Origin of the sequence: Faecalimicrobium dakarense, from assembly GCF_000499525.1 — a bacterium.
Lineage (GTDB): Bacteria > Bacillota > Clostridia > Peptostreptococcales > Peptostreptococcaceae > Faecalimicrobium > Faecalimicrobium dakarense.
On record NZ_HG529399.1, the window covers coordinates 1 to 18749 of the forward strand.

Annotated in this window: 22 protein-coding genes; 21 read left to right on the forward strand and 1 reads right to left on the reverse strand. The window is 28.1% G+C overall.

What is annotated here, in order from left to right; translation table 11 throughout:
* The first annotated feature begins 87 nt into the window (after window positions 1-87).
* The 3 genes from BN899_RS14145 to BN899_RS14155 all read left to right on the forward strand — a co-directional run bounded on the left by BN899_RS14145 (window position 88) and on the right by BN899_RS14155 (window position 1735).
* On the forward strand, window positions 88-366 hold the full coding sequence (locus BN899_RS14145; protein ID WP_042276662.1) for a hypothetical protein: 279 nt from the start codon (window positions 88-90) through the stop codon (window positions 364-366).
* A gap of 232 nt (window positions 367-598) precedes the next feature.
* Entirely contained in the window at window positions 599-1432 is an 834-nt protein-coding gene (locus BN899_RS14150) for a metallophosphoesterase (RefSeq protein ID WP_042276665.1), read from the forward strand.
* Between the two features lie 63 nt (window positions 1433-1495).
* Entirely contained in the window at window positions 1496-1735 is a 240-nt protein-coding gene (locus tag BN899_RS14155) for a hypothetical protein (RefSeq protein ID WP_042276667.1), read from the forward strand.
* 8 nt (window positions 1736-1743) lie between these two features.
* Here the strand turns inward: BN899_RS14155 and BN899_RS14160 are convergent, their stop codons facing one another.
* A complete protein-coding gene (locus tag BN899_RS14160; protein ID WP_081712277.1) occupies window positions 1744-2067 on the reverse strand; it encodes a MarR family winged helix-turn-helix transcriptional regulator in 324 nt (107 codons plus the stop codon).
* A gap of 396 nt (window positions 2068-2463) precedes the next feature.
* On the opposite strand from BN899_RS14160, the gene BN899_RS14165 reads away from it, so the two are divergent.
* The 18 genes from BN899_RS14165 to BN899_RS14240 all read left to right on the forward strand — a co-directional run bounded on the left by BN899_RS14165 (window position 2464) and on the right by BN899_RS14240 (window position 18581).
* Window positions 2464-4617, forward strand: a complete 2154-nt coding sequence (locus tag BN899_RS14165) for an ABC transporter ATP-binding protein (protein WP_042276669.1) — start codon at window positions 2464-2466, stop codon at window positions 4615-4617.
* A gap of 1 nt (window position 4618) precedes the next feature.
* Complete coding sequence (locus tag BN899_RS14170) at window positions 4619-6478, forward strand: ABC transporter ATP-binding protein (RefSeq protein ID WP_042276671.1); 1860 nt, start codon at window positions 4619-4621, stop codon at window positions 6476-6478.
* A 191-nt stretch (window positions 6479-6669) separates the two neighbouring features.
* Window positions 6670-7701 carry a metallophosphoesterase gene (locus BN899_RS14175; RefSeq protein ID WP_242824199.1) on the forward strand — a complete coding sequence of 344 codons (1032 nt, stop codon included), beginning with the start codon at window positions 6670-6672 and terminating at the stop codon, window positions 7699-7701.
* 8 nt (window positions 7702-7709) lie between these two features.
* Complete coding sequence (locus BN899_RS19900) at window positions 7710-8093, forward strand: hypothetical protein (protein WP_242824200.1); 384 nt, start codon at window positions 7710-7712, stop codon at window positions 8091-8093.
* Between the two features lie 326 nt (window positions 8094-8419).
* Window positions 8420-8896: a PTS galactosamine transporter subunit IIB gene (agaB, locus tag BN899_RS14180; RefSeq protein WP_042276674.1), complete on the forward strand. Its 477-nt coding sequence runs from the start codon at window positions 8420-8422 to the stop codon at window positions 8894-8896.
* A gap of 14 nt (window positions 8897-8910) precedes the next feature.
* A complete protein-coding gene (locus BN899_RS14185) occupies window positions 8911-9678 on the forward strand; it encodes a PTS mannose/fructose/sorbose/N-acetylgalactosamine transporter subunit IIC (protein WP_042276678.1) in 768 nt (255 codons plus the stop codon).
* Window positions 9668-10513, forward strand: a complete 846-nt coding sequence (locus BN899_RS14190) for a PTS system mannose/fructose/sorbose family transporter subunit IID (protein WP_042276680.1) — start codon at window positions 9668-9670, stop codon at window positions 10511-10513. The genes BN899_RS14185 and BN899_RS14190 overlap by 11 nt, the downstream gene beginning before the upstream one ends.
* Before the next feature lie 9 nt (window positions 10514-10522).
* A complete protein-coding gene (locus BN899_RS14195; RefSeq protein ID WP_042276683.1) occupies window positions 10523-10924 on the forward strand; it encodes a PTS sugar transporter subunit IIA in 402 nt (133 codons plus the stop codon).
* A 245-nt stretch (window positions 10925-11169) separates the two neighbouring features.
* Window positions 11170-11817 (forward strand): TVP38/TMEM64 family protein, encoded by a 648-nt coding sequence (locus BN899_RS14200; protein WP_242824201.1) that lies wholly within the window; start codon window positions 11170-11172, stop codon window positions 11815-11817.
* A gap of 70 nt (window positions 11818-11887) precedes the next feature.
* The gene (locus tag BN899_RS14205; RefSeq protein WP_042276687.1) at window positions 11888-13036 is read left to right on the forward strand and encodes a (Fe-S)-binding protein; all 1149 of its coding nucleotides are present in this window, start codon (window positions 11888-11890) and stop codon (window positions 13034-13036) included.
* 115 nt (window positions 13037-13151) lie between these two features.
* Window positions 13152-13733: a TVP38/TMEM64 family protein gene (locus tag BN899_RS14210; protein WP_242824202.1), complete on the forward strand. Its 582-nt coding sequence runs from the start codon at window positions 13152-13154 to the stop codon at window positions 13731-13733.
* Window positions 13734-14318, forward strand: a complete 585-nt coding sequence (locus BN899_RS14215; RefSeq protein ID WP_042276692.1) for a CDP-alcohol phosphatidyltransferase family protein — start codon at window positions 13734-13736, stop codon at window positions 14316-14318.
* Window positions 14319-14331: 13 nt separating this feature from the next.
* On the forward strand, window positions 14332-15537 hold the full coding sequence (locus BN899_RS14220) for an ABC transporter substrate-binding protein (protein ID WP_042276694.1): 1206 nt from the start codon (window positions 14332-14334) through the stop codon (window positions 15535-15537).
* On the forward strand, window positions 15527-16381 hold the full coding sequence (locus tag BN899_RS14225) for an ABC transporter permease (protein WP_042276696.1): 855 nt from the start codon (window positions 15527-15529) through the stop codon (window positions 16379-16381). Before BN899_RS14220 ends, BN899_RS14225 begins: the two co-directional genes overlap by 11 nt.
* Window positions 16382-16389: 8 nt before the next feature.
* Entirely contained in the window at window positions 16390-17163 is a 774-nt protein-coding gene (locus BN899_RS14230) for an ABC transporter permease (protein WP_042276699.1), read from the forward strand.
* 43 nt (window positions 17164-17206) lie between these two features.
* The gene (locus tag BN899_RS20195; RefSeq protein WP_278244994.1) at window positions 17207-17539 is read left to right on the forward strand and encodes an ATP-binding cassette domain-containing protein; all 333 of its coding nucleotides are present in this window, start codon (window positions 17207-17209) and stop codon (window positions 17537-17539) included.
* Window positions 17532-18227, forward strand: coding sequence for an ABC transporter ATP-binding protein (locus BN899_RS14235; RefSeq protein ID WP_278244995.1), 696 nt, complete (start codon window positions 17532-17534; stop codon window positions 18225-18227). Before BN899_RS20195 ends, BN899_RS14235 begins: the two co-directional genes overlap by 8 nt.
* Window positions 18228-18290: 63 nt before the next feature.
* Window positions 18291-18581 carry a hypothetical protein gene (locus BN899_RS14240; RefSeq protein WP_042276701.1) on the forward strand — a complete coding sequence of 97 codons (291 nt, stop codon included), beginning with the start codon at window positions 18291-18293 and terminating at the stop codon, window positions 18579-18581.
* Window positions 18582-18749 lie beyond the last annotated feature (168 nt).

Below are 18749 nucleotides of genomic sequence, written 5' to 3' on the forward strand. Positions count from 1 at the left end.
TAATTAAAATAGTTGATACCTTTTTTATAATATATCTGTTTTATGGATAAAATGTATAATATAAATCTTAAGGAGGATAAGTTAAATATGGAAACAAAGTTTGAAAATAGAAAAATGATAATAGAATACATAGAAAAAAATAGTGATATTATAAAAGATAAAAGTTATATATTTAAAGTTAGTATAAAGGATTTTGATACACCTAATTTAAATATCGAGTATGATTCTAGTGAAGATACTATTGTAAGAACGTGGATTGAAGAAGATGTTGCAAATATTCCTAAAAGTCATGTTGTGCATAAGATCTTTAGTTTAATAGAATATGAGGTAGTAGAAGTAATCAAATTTATGATAAAACACATATAAATACTGCTAAGTTAACAAAAATATGTAGATAAGTCTGAAAATTGTGGACAATTTTATGAAAACGTATTCAAAAACTATCCTGAAAAGGATAGTTTTTATATTGGAAAATATTATATTTTAACTCATCTGTGGATAAATCAAAAATTTAATTAAATTAATTCATATTGATAATCTAAATGTAACTTATTTAGTATAAAATGTAATTATACAAAAATAGAAAGAAGTGACAGATATGAAAATAATAAAAAAAATTTTTACATTTATATTAATAACAATAATATTTGCAACATTACTTTTAGTTTACATGGCAAAGATAGAACCCAATATGCTAATAGCTAGAAATTACAATATACATATCAATGAAAATAAAGAATCGAGTAATATAAAAATAGTTCAATTTACAGATACTCAACTAGGTGAATTTTATTCTTTAAGTCAATTAGAAAAAGCGGTAAATAAAATTAATGGACAAGATCCAGATATTGTATTATTTACAGGCGATTTAATTGATAAAGCAAGTAAATATAAAGATATAGATAAGATAACTTCAATAATGTCTAATATAAATCCTAAACTAGGTAAGTATGCAGTATGGGGTAACCATGATTATGGTAGTGGAGGACATAAGTATTATGAGAATATAATGACTGACTCAGGATTTAAAGTACTTGTAAATGAAACAGTATCTATTTCTGTAAGTAAAGATAAAAATATTACTATATCAGGTTTAGATGAAGTTATGTTCGGTAAGCCAAATGCAAAATCTATAATAAAAATGACAAATAGCAATGACGTAAATATATTAATGTTGCATGAACCGGATTTAATTAGTGAATTTAAAGATTCAAATATAGATTTAGCAGTTGCCGGTCATAGCCATGGAGGTCAAGTAGCGCTTCCATTTATAGGAGCTATAATTACACCTCCATTTGGAGAGAAATATACGAAAGGCTTCTATGAAATAAACGATAGAATGAAGTTATATGTTAATTCAGGTTTAGGGAATACAAGATCACCTTTTAGATTAATGAATATACCAGAAATATCAGTATTTAATGTTGAATAAAGGAAAAGTAAATAACATTAAGTGCTAGTCCAGAATAGAATGTATTAAAAGAGGTGAAAAAATTTGAAAAATTCTCAAAATACAGGAAAATATTTTTGGACGCGCTTTTCAAGTGTTAGAAAAACAATTGCATTATTATTGACAGTTGTTTTTTGCTATTTAAGTATAATTGGAAAAATTACACAGGACCAATTTATACCAGTATTTAGTATGGTAATTGGATATTATTTTGGAAAATCTACTGCTTTAGATAATGTATCTAATTCTAATAAAGATAATAAAAATAATAATATGCAAAATTAAGCTCAGAACTATTCTTCTGAGCTTAATTCCATTAAGACATCTTTTAAATTTTCTAAAGATGTACCAAGTTTAATAAGTTGACTATCTGATAAAGTTGAAAGTCTTACTTTTAAAGCATCTTGAGCATGTTTAAACTTTTCATCTAGATATTCGTGACCTTTTTGTGTTAATTCAATATTAATAATCCTACGGTCTTTCTTATCTGGAATTCTCTCAACCATTTCCTCATCAATAAGCTTATTAAGAAGCTTAGTCATATTAGGTGTAGAAATTAGAAGTTTCTTACCAATTTCCGATATAGGCAACATTCCTTTTTCCTTTAAAACAGCCATTATTTGAAAATGAGAATGATTTAATTTATCAGGTGAAAGATTACAATCATTTTTTGTAAATAATTTTTTTTGAACAATGGCATTATAGCTATAAAGTTTTGAACTATATTTTCTAGCTTAGTATCATTCATTTACCTTATCCTCCATAAAAAATATAAGTGACATTTATTAGTATAAATTAATAGAATAAATTTAGTGACCAAGAAAATAATATATATTATTGACTTTTTTTTAAAAACATATATACTTAAAAAGTATAATATTTCAAAAGTATAACTATTAAAAAATATAACTATGTTAACTATTATACAACAAATTTTATCAAATTGTAAAATTTATAATTTAAAATTATTTAAGTTATTAAAAATATTTAACAATGTGGAGGAGGAGTGATTAATGTTTAAAGTTCTTAAGTACTTAAAACCATTTGTGTTATCAATTATAACAGTAGTTGCGCTTTTAGTTGTGCAAGCAGTATGTGATCTTTCATTACCAGATTATACATCAAAAATTGTTAACGTTGGTATTCAGCAAAATGGTATAGAAAATGCAGTACCAAAGGAAATTCGTAAAAGCGAATTAAACAAACTTATGATTTTCATGACAGATAGTGAAAAAAGTAAGATCGAAAAAAATTATGTTTTATCAGAAAATGATAAAAATATTTATGATTTAAAAACAAAAGATGAGGAAACTATAGACGAACTTAATTCAATAATGAGTAAATCGATAATGAGAGTTTCAGGAATCGATATGGCAAATAAAGAAGGAGCAATACCAAATATTCCAAAAGGTATGGATATCTGGTCGGTTATTCCTAAAATGCCACAAAATCAAATAAATGAAATGAAAAAAGGAATCGATGAAAAATTAGAAAATTTAGATGAAAATATGTTAACACAATCATCGGTTTACTATGTTAAAAATGAATATGAAAAAATTGGAATAGATACAGAAAAACTACAAACTAATTACATACTTACTTCAGGAGCTAAAATGCTAGGTATAGCACTTATAAGTATGGCAGCAACAGTAACTGTAGGATTTTTAGCAGCTAGAGTAGCAGCAGGAATGGGTAAAAACCTTCGTAAAGATGTGTTTAGAAAAGTTGTAGGATTTTCAAATACAGAATTTGATAAATTCTCAACTGCATCTTTAATAACTCGTAGTACTAATGACATTCAACAAATACAAACATTCATGGTTTTATTAGTTAGAATGGTATTTTACGCTCCAATACTAGGTATAGGTGGAGTAATTAAGATATTAAATACTGATACATCTATGGCATGGATAATAGGTGTTGCAGTAGTGGCTATATTATCATTTGTAAGTGTATTATTTGCATTAGCAATACCAAAATTTAAAATAGTTCAAAAACTTGTTGATAAATTAAACTTAGTAACACGTGAATCACTTACAGGAATGTTAGTTATTCGTGCATTTGGTACTCAAAAAACTGAAGAACAGAGATTTGATGAAACAAATGAAATGCTTAGAAAAACAAATACATTCGTCAATCGTATAATGGCTTTAATGATGCCTACTATGATGCTTATTATGAATGTAATAACAGTTATAATAGTATGGTCAGGAGCTCATCAAATAGATGCTGGGAATATGCAAGTTGGAGATATGATGGCATTTATACAATATGCAATGCAAATTATAATGTCATTCTTAATGTTAACAATGCTATCAGTTATATTACCACGTGCATCTGTATCAGCTGGACGTATAGGAGAAGTTTTAGAAACTAATGTAGTTATAGATGATCCTAAAAATCCTAAAGAATTTAACAAAGAAGAATATGGAAACGTTGAATTTAAAAATGTTTCATTTAAATATCCAGATGCCGAACATAATGTTTTAACTAATATAAACTTTGTGGCAAAGCCTGGTGAAACAACAGCCTTCATAGGAAGTACTGGTAGTGGGAAGTCAACACTTATAAACTTAATACCTCGTTTCTTTGATGTATCTGAAGGTGAAGTATTAGTAAATGGTGTAAATGTTAAAGATATAAATCAACATGAGTTAAGAGATGAGATAGGATATGTTCCACAAAAAGGAGTATTATTCTCAGGAACAATTGAAAGTAATATAAAATATGGAGTGGAAAACTTAAGTCAAGATGAGTTAGAAAAAGCATCTGATATAGCTCAAGCTATGGAGTTTATAGATAATAAACCAGATAAATTCCAAACTGAGATATCGCAAGGTGGTACGAATGTATCAGGAGGTCAAAAACAAAGACTTTCTATAGCTCGTGCTCTTGCAAAAAATCCAAAGATATTAATATTTGATGATAGTTTCTCAGCGCTAGATTTAAAAACTGATGCAGCCCTTCGTAAAAAATTAAAAGAAGAGATACACAATAGTACAATGCTTATAGTTGCTCAAAGAGTAAGTACTATTATGAATGCAGATCAAATAATAGTTCTTGATGAAGGTAACATGGTAGGAATTGGGACACATGAAGAGCTTATTAAAAGTTGTGAAGTATACAACCAAATAGCTCAATCTCAGCTTTCAAAGGAGGAATTATAAAATGAATCCAAAGAGTAATTCAAGAAAAATGGGACCAGGTGGCCCAGGTGGACCTATGGGAGCAATGGCAGGAGTAAGTAAAGCTAAAGATTTCAAAGGTACTATGAAAAAGTTAATACAACACTTAAAACCGTATAAAATGGCGATGGTACTTGTTGTAATATTTGCAATAGGTAGTGCAGCATTTAATATAGTAGGGCCAAAAATACTTGGAAATGCAACTACAGCTATATTTGAAGGCTTAGTTAATAAAATAAGTGGCTCAGGAAATGGTATAGATTTTGGATATATAGGAAGAGTATTATCAATGCTAGTAGTATTGTATGTTATAAGTGCATTATTCTCATTTGTCCAAACATTTGTAACATCAGATATATCACAAAAAGTATCTTATAATTTAAGAAAAGAAATATCAGAAAAAATTAATAAATTACCTTTAAATTACTTTGATAAAACTACAAATGGAGAAGTTTTATCTAGAGTAACTAATGACGTTGATGCAATAAGTCAAAACTTAAATCAAGTTTTATCTCAAATGATAACAGCAGCTACAACTATTATAGGTGTGTTAATAATGATGTTATCAATAAGTGTGAGCATGACTATTGCAAGTTTAGTTATAATACCACTTTCATTAATATTTATAATGTTAGTAGTAAAAAGATCACAAAAATACTTTAAAGAACAACAAGAATATTTAGGTAGCACTAATGGTCATGTAGAAGAAATCTATAGTGGACACAACATAATGAAGGCATTCAATGGAGAAGAAAAAGCTATAAATGAATTTGAAGAGATAAATGAAAAACTTTATAATTCAGCGTGGAAATCTCAATTCCTATCAGGAATGATGATGCCAATAATGACATTTATAGGTAACTTAGGTTATGTTATAGTAGCTATAATGGGTGGATATCTTGCTATAAAGAAAACTATCCAAGTTGGAGATATACTATCTTTCATACAATACACAAGATCATTTATGCAACCTATAGCACAAACAGCTCAAATATCTAATGTTATGCAAGCCACAGCAGCAGCAGCAGAAAGAGTATTTGAATTTTTAGAAGAAGAAGAGGAAGCTAAAGATACGACTAATCCTTTATCTAGTGAAAATGTAAAAGGTGAAGTTGAATTTGAAGACGTTCATTTTGGATATGATGAAGATAAAATAATAATAAATGACTTCTCAGCTAAAATAAAGCCTGGCCAAAAAGTTGCAATAGTTGGACCGACAGGTGCAGGTAAAACAACTGTTGTTAAGCTACTTATGAGATTCTATGAATTAAATAGTGGTAAAATATTAGTAGATGGTCACGATATTAAGGACTTTACTCGTAATGATTTAAGAGATATGTTTGGTATGGTACTACAGGATACATGGTTATTTAATGGTAGTATGATGGAAAACATAAGATATGGTAGGTTAGAAGCAACAGATGAAGAAGTCATAGAGGCATCTAAATTAGCACATGCGGACCACTTTATAAAAACTTTATCAGAAGGATATAAAACTGAAGTTAATGAAGAAGCAAACAATATATCTCAAGGACAAAAGCAATTATTAACAATTGCTAGAGCTATACTTTCAGACCCTAAAATATTAATATTAGATGAAGCAACAAGTTCAGTTGATACACGTACAGAAGTTTTAATACAACAAGCTATGGAAAATCTTATGAAAGGTAGAACAAGTTTCATAATAGCACATAGACTATCAACTATTAGAAATGCAGATATTATTTTAGTAATGAAAGATGGAGATATAATAGAACAAGGAAGTCATGAAGAATTATTAAAGGCTAAAGGATTCTATTCTGACCTATATAATAGTCAGTTTGAAGAAGGCGAAGCATCTTAAAATATAATAAATAAAAAATACCCAAGTTAAAATAAATTTTAATTTGGGTATTTTTTTATTTAACTAGCTTAGGTGACAATATAGGAGCTCCAAATTTAAAAAAGCATCTAAAATATAAACAAACTTAAAATGTAAATATTTATAAGTTAGATGTATAATTGATATAAAAAGCGAAAGGAACAAGGGGATTTATGAAAAAGAAAATATTAGGGGGAGTATTAGGTATATCCACATTATTAATAGGAGGATGTACATCTACAAAAATAACAGAGGTAAATGTACTTGCAACTACTGATTTACATGGTGTAATACCATATGAATTAAATTCATATGTAGAAAATGAAAAAAAGAAAGATAAAAATATAACTTTAGTAGATGCAGGGGATTTTGTAGATAGGGAATTTGGAACATCTGAAGATATGGAAAAATTCTTTGAAGAAAGCTATGAGGATATGCAAAATGGAAAGGCTAAGCATAGGGAAATACCTCTTGCAAAAGAAATGAAAGAAGCTGGTTATGATACTGTAACCCTTGGAAATCATGAGTTTGTATCTAATGATAAATCTAGCTTAGATAATATGATAGATGATTTTGAGAAACAAGGAATAAGTGTTTTATCAGCAAATACTTATAAGAAAAATGGAGAGAGCTACACAAAACCTTATATTATAAAAGAAATTAAAACTCCAGAGGGAAATATAAAATTAGGTATACTAGGTCTTACGATAAAAGAAGTTGGAGAAAGTAAAGAATGGGTAGAAGATAAATTAGTACCTACTAAATCTTTAGAACTAAAGGATCAGAAACAGTATAATGGTGAATTATACATGAATGACTTGGTAGAAGATGCGAAAAAGTGGGTTAAGGTAATGAAAGAAAAAGACAAAGCAGATGTTATAGTAGCTGTTGCACATACAGGAGAAAAGCCTAAAAAGCCAAAACATCCAGGAAATAGGATACAAGATTTAGCTCAACAAGTCGATGACATTGATGCAATAGTTGCAGGGCATAATCATGTTCAAATTAAACAAAATGATTATAAAAATAAGTCTGGTGAAAATGTTATAGTTACAGAGCCTGGTAAGCATGGTGAGTGCATTTCAAAAATTAATTTTAAGTTGGAAAAAACTAAAAAGGGCTGGAATGTTGTTGATAAGTCTAGTGATATAACTCAGTTTGAGGAAAGTAAAAAACTTTTAAAAAATTATTTGATAATATGGTAGAGCTTAATATGGGGATATACGAAATAGGCGATAAATTAGGAGAAAAAATAAGTTTATCAAAAATAAGTTCTTTAAAATGGGACAAGGGATATGCATTTAAGCCAGGTACCCCAAGAGAAAAAATATATAATACTGTAGGATATAAGTTTTATAGAATTACTGAAAGTGATGATGTATCTCAGGTAGTACTTATGGATGGAGATAAAGTTGTTTTTTATTCAGGATGGGGTGACAATTTAAAACCATATACTATGGACTTTGAGAATGTGGATTTCAAGGATGAGGTTTTAACTATCCTTCCTGACAAAAGTGATTACTTTAAGATTGGTAGAGGTGAAAAAAATCCAATAACTGATAGACATGCTATCAAGCTAACTTATTTAAATGATTAATTTTAGCTTATTATAGAAAGAGGGTATCGTATTTTACGGTACCCTCTTTCATTTGTTTATTTTTTATGTGAAAAATTATAAATTTAAAATTTTCATTATAAAGTCAAATTTTTATTATAAAGTCAAATTTATTTTCATATAATTTATTAAAGTAAGTCAATGATTAAATAACTTAAATAACTTAAAAAATTAACACAAAATTATAAAGCGAAAGGATAAAATTACAAATACATTCACTTAGTAGAGAACTACAATTAAGTTATAATCAACGAAGAAAAAATAAAAAGAAAACGATTTCTAAAAATTTTTAACAAGGGGTGGAGATTATGCCAAATATAGTATTAACAAGAATTGATAACAGATTAATCCATGGTCAAGTAGCAACAATGTGGTCTTCAAGTGTTGGAGCTAATTTATTATTAGTTGCAAATGATGAAGTTTCAACTAATGAATTTAGACAGGGGCTTATGGATATGGCAGCACCGAGTTTTGCTCAAACAAGATATTTTTCAATCGAAAAAACTATAAATATAATTGATAGAGCAAGTGATGCTCAACACATAGCTATAATATGTGAAAATCCACAAGATGTAGTTAGATTAGTAGAGGGTGGAGTACCTATAAAAAAAGTTAATATAGGAAATATGCATATGGCAGAGGGAAAAAGACAAGTATCAAAAGCTGTGTGTGTAGATGATAGAGATGTAGCTGCATTTAAACGCCTTAGAGAATTAGGAGTAGAGCTAGAAATCAGGAGAGTTCCAAGTGAATCTGCTGAGAATATAGATGAATTATTCAAATAAGGGGGTAAGTTTTTATGGAATTAAGTTTTATCCAAATTGGTCTTATTTTATTAGTGACAATGATAGCAGCAATAGACCAGTTCAACTTTTTAGAGTCTTTGTATAGACCAATAATAGTTGGACCGATAATAGGAGCTATCATGGGGGATTTACAAACAGGACTTATAGTTGGTGGTTCTTATGAACTTATGATGATAGGGGCAATGCCAGTAGGTGGAGCTCAACCACCAAATGCAGTTATAGGTGGAATAATGGCAACAGTATTTGCAATACAATCAGGTCTTGATACTTCAGCTGCATTACCACTTGCAATACCATTTGCATTGCTTGGTCAATATGCAGTTACTGCTTTATTTACAGTAATGTCACCTTTAATGGGACTATGTGATAAAGCTGCTGATAATGCTAATCCAGGAGGAGTAGACAAAGTTAACTATATGGCGATGGGTATATTAGCAGTATCTTTTGCTTTAATAGTTTTAGCTGGACTATTAGCAGGTCAAGCGATAGGTGAAACATTAACAACTGCATTACCTGTATGGGTATGGGATGGATTAACTGCAGCTGGTAAGATGATGCCAGCACTAGGATTTGCAATGTTACTTAAAGTTATGTTAAGTAAAGAATATGCATTATTTATGATGTTAGGTTTTGTATTAGTAGCATATGGAAAATTACCACTATTAGCTATAGCTATAGTAGGTATAGCTGCAGCAGTTTATGACTTCCACGTAAGTATGAAAACTAAAAATACAGGAGGAGGTATAGGAGATGGCATCTAATACAGAAGCAATGAGAGGTCAAAGGGAGTATATTGATAAAACCGAAGCCGAAACTCTTGACAATAAAACATTAAACCAAATGGCTTGGAGATCAATGTTTTTACAAGCATCATTTAACTATGAAAGAATGCAAGCTGGTGGATGGTTATACTCTATTCTTCCAGGTCTTAAAAAAATACACAAAAATAAAGAAGATTTATCAACATCAATGAAACATAACTTGGAATTTTTCAACTGTCATCCATTCTTAATAACATTTGTTATGGGAATAATAATGTCTCTTGAGCAAAAGAAGGCAGATGTTCAAACTATACGTGCTTTAAGAGTTGCAGCTATGGGACCTTTAGGTGGTATAGGTGATGCAATATTCTGGTTTACATTATTACCAATATCAGCAGGTATAGGAGCTAATCTTTCTCTTCAAGGTAGTATATTAGGACCTATTATATTCTTCGTATTATTTAATGTAGTTCACTTAGGTTTAAGATTTGGCCTTATGCATTGGTCATATAAAGTAGGAGTTGAAGGAATAACTAAACTTACTAAAAATGCTAAAGAATTTACAAGATCAGCTACAATACTTGGTATGATAGTTGTAGGAGCTTTAATAGCTTCATATGTAAGCATTACTTTAGTTACACCAGAAGCTTTAAGTATGTCTGGGACAATAGATTTACAATCAATATTAGATTCTATAATGCCTTGCTTATTACCACTTGCAGTAACATTTGGTATGTATGGTTTAGTTAAGAAAAATGTATCTCCATTAGTTAATATATTAGTATTAGTAGTGATTGGATTAATAGGAGCGTATATAGGAGTATTTAAATTCTAGGAGGATTAAATGATTATAATAACAGGACATGGAAAGTTTGGGTCTGGACTTACAACTAGCCTAGACTTAATAGTTGGAAATCATGACTTTGTAAAATCTGTTGATTTTACAGAGGAAAAATCTCCAGAAAAGTTAAAAGAAGAAATAAAAAGCTTTGTAAAAGAAGCTGATGGTAATGTATATATATTCACTGACTTAGTAGGAGGGACACCTTTTAAAGTAAGTAGTGAATTGACTTTAGATTATAAGAATGTAGAAGTACTTTGTGGAACTAACTTACCGATGCTTGTTGAAGCTACTATGATGGTATCTTTAGGATGTGATATTGATAGCGAATCAATAAAAGATGCAGGCATTAGTAGTATAAGACCTCAAGCTAAAACAGTAGTATTTTCAGATGATGGAATATAAAAAGAGTGCCATATGGCACTCTTTTTATTTTATAAATAGCATATATTTTTGTTACATAGAAAAAAATATAATTGAGGTTAAGTATATAGTTATTATCTATAAAATAAATAATAGAATATTTGGTATAATTTAATTTAGACATTAAAATAACATATATTATATAAAAATAAGTTAAAGGAAGTGCGTTATTATAAGTAACTTAAATAATAAAAAATAAATCATTTTGGATTACCATACTAGTAATATTGATTGCAATTATAATTTATATATATGTACCAGTAATAAATCAACCTATAAACAAGATGATGTCTTACCTTATTGCACTAGACCTAGAAGGATTAAAAGAATATATATTGTCATTTGGGATATGGGCTCCAATAATATCATTTTTACTTATGATACTTCAATCCATAGCAGCTCCTCTTCCTTCATTTGTAATAACATTTACAAATGCCGCATTATTTGGATGGATAAATGGAGCGATATTATCATGGATTAGTGCTATGACTGGAGCAATGCTATGCTTTTATATAGCAAAGTTTTTAGGAAGAGATACGGTTGAAAAACTTACTAGTAAATTTGCCCTTAAAAATGTAGATGAATTTTTTGATAAATATGGAAAACATACTATATTAATAGCTAGACTTTTACCATTTATGTCTTTTGACTTAGTAAGCTATGCAGCAGGTCTTACTTCAATAAGTTTTACTTCATTTTTTATAGCTACAGGTATAGGACAATTACCGGCTACAATAGTTTATTCTTATGTAGGTGGCATGCTTACTGGAGGAGCAAAGTTGATGATGCTAGGAATACTAACACTATTTGCTATCAGCATATTTATATATATGATTAAGACTATATATAATGAAAGGCAATCTAAACAAAAATAAATACTGACATTAAATAGGATTGGTATATTAATATCAATCCATTTGTTTTTAAAAGTATAGGGGGTGCTATATGCATAAAATAGATTTAAGTAAAGGTGTCTTAAAAGATGTCAATGAGAATAATAAAAACTGTATTAATTGCAAAATTTGCTTTAACTCGTGTCCTATGATGAAAGAGTATAGCTCATCTCCTAAAGAATTACTACAATCAATTATAGATAATGGAATGATAGATAAAAAAATTCCGTACTCATGTATGCTATGTGATGTATGTACAATAAAATGTCCAAAGGATATAAATTTAAAAAATATGTTTTATGATATAAGAAAAGATATTTTTGAAAATAATTTAAATATTATAGATGATATTGGATATAAGACAGTAAAATTTCATCAAACAAATAGCTTTTCGCCTATTTTTTCTAAGCGGTTTATTAACAAAACTAGTAAAAAAATATTTTTCCCGGGATGTAGCTTATCAAGTTATAGCTCAGATATAGTATTAAAAACCTATGATTATTTAAAGTCCAATATAGATAATATATCATTAGTTTTTGAATGTTGTGGAAAGCCAACACTATCAATGGGAGATATGGATAAATTTAATGAATACTATAGTAAATTAGATTTTATGTTCAATGAAAATGATATTTATGAGGTTATAGTTGCTTGTCCAAATTGTTTTAAGACAATAGGAAGCCATAGCGAAAATGTAAAAGTTAGAACACTTTGGGAAGTGATAAAGGAATATGGTGTACCTAAAGAGTTACAAGATTACTATAAAGATGTAAATCTAGGATTTTCACTTCATGACCCTTGTCCAGTGAGAAACGAAAGTAAGGTACATGAATCAGTTCGTTATATACTGGAGTCATTAGGAGTTAAGGTTGTAGAGTTTGATAAGAATAAAGAGAAAAGTGAATGCTGTGGATCTGGAGGTATGGTCAAAGTAACTAATAAAGAATTAGCAAACAAGCAAACTAGAAAAAGAGCTAATGAGGCAAAAACTGAAAATATAGTAACATACTGTGAGGCTTGTTGCGAGTCTATGCTAAGTGTAGAAAAGCAAACCCTACATATATTAGATTTCATGTTTAATGAAGATGTTATAAATAAAAAGAAATTTACTCAAGATAAAAAGTCTACTATAAAAAAATGGAGTACAAGATATAAAGGAATAAAGTTAGCTAAAAAAACTTTACAAGCTAATAAATTATAGTATAAAAAAGGAAAGGTATTTTAGTATGAATGAAAGTAAAAATAATTTATTAAAGTATAGTTTAAGTTTAATTGTTATTATCATTTTGGGCTTAATAGTATATAAAATTTTTAGTATGGATATAGGTATAGATGATGTTAAATCATATGTAAATTCATTTGGAACTATGGCACCAGTAGCGTACATTATAATGTTTGCATTAGTTCCACTTACTCTATTTCCTGATTCAATACTAGCTATAGCTGGAGGATTAGCATTTGGTTTATTTAAAGGATATATTTATACAGCAATAGGAGCATTAATAGGTGGAAGTATATCTTTTTATATATCTAGAAGATTAGGAAGACGTGTAGTAAAAAAGCTTACTAAAGATAAATTAGATAATATAGAGCTTATGATAAATGAAAAAGGGTTTATAATAGTATTTTTGCTTAGGTTAATACCATTATTCCCATTTGATGTAATAAGCTATGGATCAGGGCTTACTAGTATAAAATATAAGGATTTTTTATTAGCTACATTTTTAGGGACTATACCAGGTATTTTAGTATTTACTAATATTGGAGCTAAATCATTAGATATAGGAAGTAATAGTTTTTATATATCAATAGGAGCACTAATATTACTTATATTAATATCAATAGTTTTAAAAAATAAATTTATATTAAAGAATGTAAATAAAGCACAGGAGGATTAAATGCTAGATACTCATGCAAGAAAATATGTTAACCCAATTATAGATGGGGGAGCTGAATTTTTTTTGAAATTTAAATTAACACCAAATAATGTAACTGTATTAGCACTTTTAATTGGCATAGGAACTTCTATATTTGTATATTTTGATATGGAACTAGTAGCAGTAATACTTCTTTGGCTATCAGGTTTTTTAGATGCTGTAGATGGAGCAATGGCAAGAAAAAGCAATACAACTTCAGCATTTGGAACTCTTATGGATATTACTTTTGATAGAATCGTAGAAGTTTCTATTATATTAGTTATAGGAATTAAATATGTTGATGTAAGAATTAACTTGATAGTATTAGCAGTTAGCATACTTATGTCCATGACCATATTTTTAACGGTAGGAGCGTTAACAGAGCAAAAAGGAATGAAATCTTTTTACTATCAAGCTGGAGTGGCTGAAAGGAGTGAAGGGTTTATAATGTTTACTCTTATGATACTTCTACCAAACTATTTAGCTATAATAATAAATATATTTTCATTAATGATTTTAATAACAGCAATTCAAAGGGCTTTAGAAGCTAAAAAAATATTAAATTAAGGGAGATAAATACATGAAAAAAAGAGTTTTAATATTTCTATGTATATTATTAACAATAAGCTTAGCTGGATGTTCGAATAAATTAGTAAGCAATATAGACATTTCAAATAGCAGCTATGAAGAAATACTTAAAGCAGCAAAAGGGAGCACTGTAAACTTTTATGGATATGGTGGCGATGAGGTAATGAATAAGTGGTTTGACACAGAGGTTATACCTCAGATGAAGGAAAAGTATGATATAAAAGTAAAACGAATAGGTATGGATATTGAAAATATACTTAACCAATTACTATCGGAGAAGCAAGTAAACAACTCTAAAGGAGTTATTGATGTAGTTTGGATAAATGGAGAAAACTTTAAAACAGCAAAAGATAATGATTTATTATTTGGTCCGTTTGTAGAGAAATTACCTAATTATAAAAACTATGTTGATATAAAATCTGAAGGTGTAAATATAGATTTTGGAACAAATGTAGATGGAATGGAAGCTCCTTGGGGAAAAGCTCAATTTGCAGTTATAAAAAATTCATCTAATATAAATGAGGCTATAACTAATACAGAAAATCTAAAAGAAGCAATAAAGAAATATCCAGGTAAATTTACATATCCAGCACTACCAGATTTCACAGGAAGCGCATTTGTAAGAAATGTAATATACGATATTGTAGGTTATGATAATGTAAAGAATCTACCGGAAGATGAAGAAAAAGTTAAAGAAGCAATTAAGCCAGCAATTGATTATTTAAATGAGATAAAACCATACTTGTGGAATAAAGGAAAAACATATCCACAAACAGCTTCTCAGCTAGATAATATGTATTCGGACAATGAAGTTTATTTTGACATGACATATTCACCAAATGGAGTTATGAGTAGAGTAAACAGTGGAGAATTTAGCAAAGATACTGAAATAATTGAATTTGATAAGGGAAATATAAGCAATACTCATTTTTTAGCTATCCCTAAAAGCTCACAAAACCATGCAGGTGCTATGGTTTTAATTGATTATTTAATGAGTATAGAGTCACAATCATCTAAATCTAATATTGAAAACTGGGGTGATACTACAGTTTTAGATATTGATAAAATCAATGATAAAGAAAAGTCTAAGTTTAGTGATTCTATAATAATAGAAAAATCAGTTCCAGAGTTAAAGGCAGGACTAGTTCCTATAATAGAAAAAATATGGATTGAAGAGGTTTTAGAAAGTGAAAAATAAATTAAAGCCTTATTTATTACTTGCACCCATAAGTATTACAGTAGTATTTATTATGGGTGTAGGTATACTAAATGCTGTTTACCAAAGTTTGGGATATTTTCCTCAAATAGGACTTAATAATTTTACACTTGATTATTATAAAGAGATTTTAAGAAATGAAACTTTCTTAAAATCTTTTATATTTACAATAAAAACTTCTTTTATTTCATCATCTTTATCAATTATTTTAGGTGTTATAATAGCTTATATTTTATCTAAGGTTAGATATTCTAGAATAAGAAAAAACATATTAAATCTTCCGGTAATAGTTCCTCATATAGTGGTAGTTACATTTATTTTTATGATATTTTCACAAAGTGGTATTATTTCAAGAATATTATATAATCTGGGAATTATAAAAGATTCATCACAATTTATTAATATGGTATCAGATAAAAATGGCATAGGTATAATTCTCGTGTACATATGGAAGGGAGCGCCTTTTACAGCTATAACAACATATAATATTTTAAAAAACATAAATGATGGATTGGAAAATGTAGCTATGAATTTAGGAGCAAGTAAAGTACAAGTTTTTAGACATATAATATTACCACTTGTCATGCCTAGTATATTATCATCATTTTTAATACTGTTTGCCTTTTCATTTGGATCATTTGAGGTACCATTTTTAATTGGGCCATCAACACCAAAAACATTATCAGTTCAGGCTTATATAAGTTACTCTAGTTCTGATTTAGCGCAAAGGCCAATTGCTATGAGTATTAATGTTATACTATCTACATTAAGTATCATTATACTTGTTATATACAACAAAATATTTAAAAAATTATATAAATTGTAGGTGATAATATGAATAAAAAGATAAAAATATTAATTATAGATTTTAGTATTATATTTTTAATTTTGCCACTTCTAATATTAATAGTTTGGGGATTTACTAATTCATGGGTATATCCAAATTTGTTGCCGCGAAATTATTCTCTTAGAGGATTAGAATATATTTTAAATATAGAGAATTTAAAAGTTTTATTAAATAGTATACTCATATCATTTATAGTAGTAATTATAACAATACTATTAAGCATACCAGCAGCTAGAGCACTTTCTTTATATGAATTCAGAGGAAAAAAGTTTTTCGAAATGCTTATTTTATCACCAGTAATAGTTCCTACAATTTCAGTTGCAATGGGAATTCATATAGTATTTATAAAGTTTGGAATGGCAAATACTTTAATAGGTGTAATAGTCATAAATTTACTACCATGTATTCCTTATGCTGTCAGAATAATAAGTGATGTATATATGTTAATAGGAGATAAATTTCAAATACAAGCAAGGGTATTAGGGGCAAATAAACTTGATGCATTAAGATTTGTTACTATACCTTTAATAATGCCGGGAATAATAGGTGCATCTAGTATGTGTTTTATAATATCTTTTAGCCAATATTTTCTAACTCTTATTATTGGCGGAGGAGTTGTGAAAACATATCCAATGATTATGTTCCCTTATATACAAAGTGGAGACAGAACAATATCATCTTTATATAGTTTAGTTTTTATAATTGTAAGTTTGATTGTACTAATTCTTACTGAACGTAGCATAAAAAAATATTATAGATGATAAATGTATGCTATTTGATTAATTTAAATATAAGGAGAACACTATGTCATCAGTTAAAGTTGTAAAACTTACTAAATATTTCAATAAAGTAAAAGTTTTAGATGATTTAAATTTAAATATAGAGCAAGGACAAATAATTTCATTACTAGGTCCATCTGGATGTGGGAAAAGTACAACATTAAAGATAATCGCAGGTATTTTAGAACCTGATGATGGAGATATACTATTTAATAATAAATCTGTGCTTAATATACCAATAGAGAATAGGAATGCAGTAATAGTATTTCAAGATTATTTGTTATTTCCTCACCTGGATGTATATGACAATATAGCATTTGGTCTAAAAATAAAAAAGAAAAAAATACATAATAAATAAGAAAGTTAAAGAATTATTAGAACTAGTAAAGCTAAATGGGTATGAAAAAAAGTATCCTTCAGAATTATCAGGAGGTCAAATGCAAAGGGTAGCAATAGCTAGAGCCTTAGCAATAGACCCTAAAATACTATTATTAGATGAACCATTTTCAAACTTAGACATAAACTTAAGAAATGAAATGAGAGAATTTGTATTAGATATACAAAGAATGCTAAATATAACAACTATATTAGTAACTCATGATAAAGAAGAAGCATTAATGATGAGTGATAAAATAGCTGTCATGTTAGATGGGAAGATAAAACAGTTTGATACACCTGATAATTTATATAAAAGTCCAAATAGTAAAGAAGTGGCAAATATATTTGGAGAAAGAAATTATATAAAAGGAAATTTAGAAAACAAAATGTTTAGAAGTAGTATTATAGACTTTGGATTAGAAAGCAATGAGAATATAAATGATATTGAAGTTATGATACCAAGAGAAAATATAAACATATTAAAAGAAGAATGTAAAGATGGTGTTGCAGGAAAAATAATCAAAAAGAGGTATGCAGGAGACAAAACTTATTATGATATAAGTTTAAATAATTATATTTTAAAAGCTATCAGCAATGATAATCTATTTATAGAAGGCCAAGTTGTTAAAATAGATATAAATAATAAAAATTTAATTTATTTTAAATAAAAATTCTTATTATGGAGAACTTAAATATAAATATGTTTATTTTTAAGTAGGAGGTAAAATAGTATGGATAACATAATGGCACAAAGAAATAAATTAGAAGATGGTAGTTATAATCTATCTCTTGAAGTTGCAGATTCTGCTTATTTTAATATATATGATAATGCAGATAAAAAATCAGGAGAAGAATTATTAAGAAACTATTTAAAAGATAACTCTGATGATGGAAGATATGAAAATGTAAAAGTAAATCATAATAAAAATAGACATCTAGTTAATATTACAGCTAAATTAAATTATGATAGTAATTTACATACAGAGTATGAAAATAGAGCAACAATAATGTATAAGAAGTAATTTTAGTGGACAAGTATAGCTAAGATTTATAACTATTAAAATAAAAAATTATTAAAAAATATAAAAAACTTTTTAAAAAAGTGTTGACGATATATATTTAAGATGATATAGTTATACTTGTCCGAAAGACAAGGACAAAAAACATAATCAACAACAAGTTGAGAATAA

Excerpts from the sequence above, each read along its gene's own strand:
- BN899_RS14145 (WP_042276662.1), top strand. The coding sequence starts at position 88 with ATGGAAACAAAGTTTGAAAATAGAAAAATGATAATAGAATACATAGAA.
- BN899_RS14150 (WP_042276665.1), top strand. The coding sequence starts at position 599 with ATGAAAATAATAAAAAAAATTTTTACATTTATATTAATAACAATAATA.
- BN899_RS14160 (WP_081712277.1), bottom strand. The coding sequence starts at position 2,067 with ATGGCTGTTTTAAAGGAAAAAGGAATGTTGCCTATATCGGAAATTGGT.
- BN899_RS14165 (WP_042276669.1), top strand. The coding sequence starts at position 2,464 with ATGTTTAAAGTTCTTAAGTACTTAAAACCATTTGTGTTATCAATTATA.
- BN899_RS14170 (WP_042276671.1), top strand. The coding sequence starts at position 4,619 with ATGAATCCAAAGAGTAATTCAAGAAAAATGGGACCAGGTGGCCCAGGT.
- BN899_RS14175 (WP_242824199.1), top strand. The coding sequence starts at position 6,670 with ATGAAAAAGAAAATATTAGGGGGAGTATTAGGTATATCCACATTATTA.
- BN899_RS19900 (WP_242824200.1), top strand. The coding sequence starts at position 7,710 with ATGGGGATATACGAAATAGGCGATAAATTAGGAGAAAAAATAAGTTTA.
- agaB (WP_042276674.1), top strand. The coding sequence starts at position 8,420 with ATGCCAAATATAGTATTAACAAGAATTGATAACAGATTAATCCATGGT.
- BN899_RS14185 (WP_042276678.1), top strand. The coding sequence starts at position 8,911 with ATGGAATTAAGTTTTATCCAAATTGGTCTTATTTTATTAGTGACAATG.
- BN899_RS14190 (WP_042276680.1), top strand. The coding sequence starts at position 9,668 with ATGGCATCTAATACAGAAGCAATGAGAGGTCAAAGGGAGTATATTGAT.
- BN899_RS14195 (WP_042276683.1), top strand. The coding sequence starts at position 10,523 with ATGATTATAATAACAGGACATGGAAAGTTTGGGTCTGGACTTACAACT.
- BN899_RS14205 (WP_042276687.1), top strand. The coding sequence starts at position 11,888 with ATGCATAAAATAGATTTAAGTAAAGGTGTCTTAAAAGATGTCAATGAG.
- BN899_RS14210 (WP_242824202.1), top strand. The coding sequence starts at position 13,152 with ATGGATATAGGTATAGATGATGTTAAATCATATGTAAATTCATTTGGA.
- BN899_RS14215 (WP_042276692.1), top strand. The coding sequence starts at position 13,734 with ATGCTAGATACTCATGCAAGAAAATATGTTAACCCAATTATAGATGGG.
- BN899_RS14220 (WP_042276694.1), top strand. The coding sequence starts at position 14,332 with ATGAAAAAAAGAGTTTTAATATTTCTATGTATATTATTAACAATAAGC.
- BN899_RS14230 (WP_042276699.1), top strand. The coding sequence starts at position 16,390 with ATGAATAAAAAGATAAAAATATTAATTATAGATTTTAGTATTATATTT.
- BN899_RS20195 (WP_278244994.1), top strand. The coding sequence starts at position 17,207 with ATGTCATCAGTTAAAGTTGTAAAACTTACTAAATATTTCAATAAAGTA.
- BN899_RS14240 (WP_042276701.1), top strand. The coding sequence starts at position 18,291 with ATGGATAACATAATGGCACAAAGAAATAAATTAGAAGATGGTAGTTAT.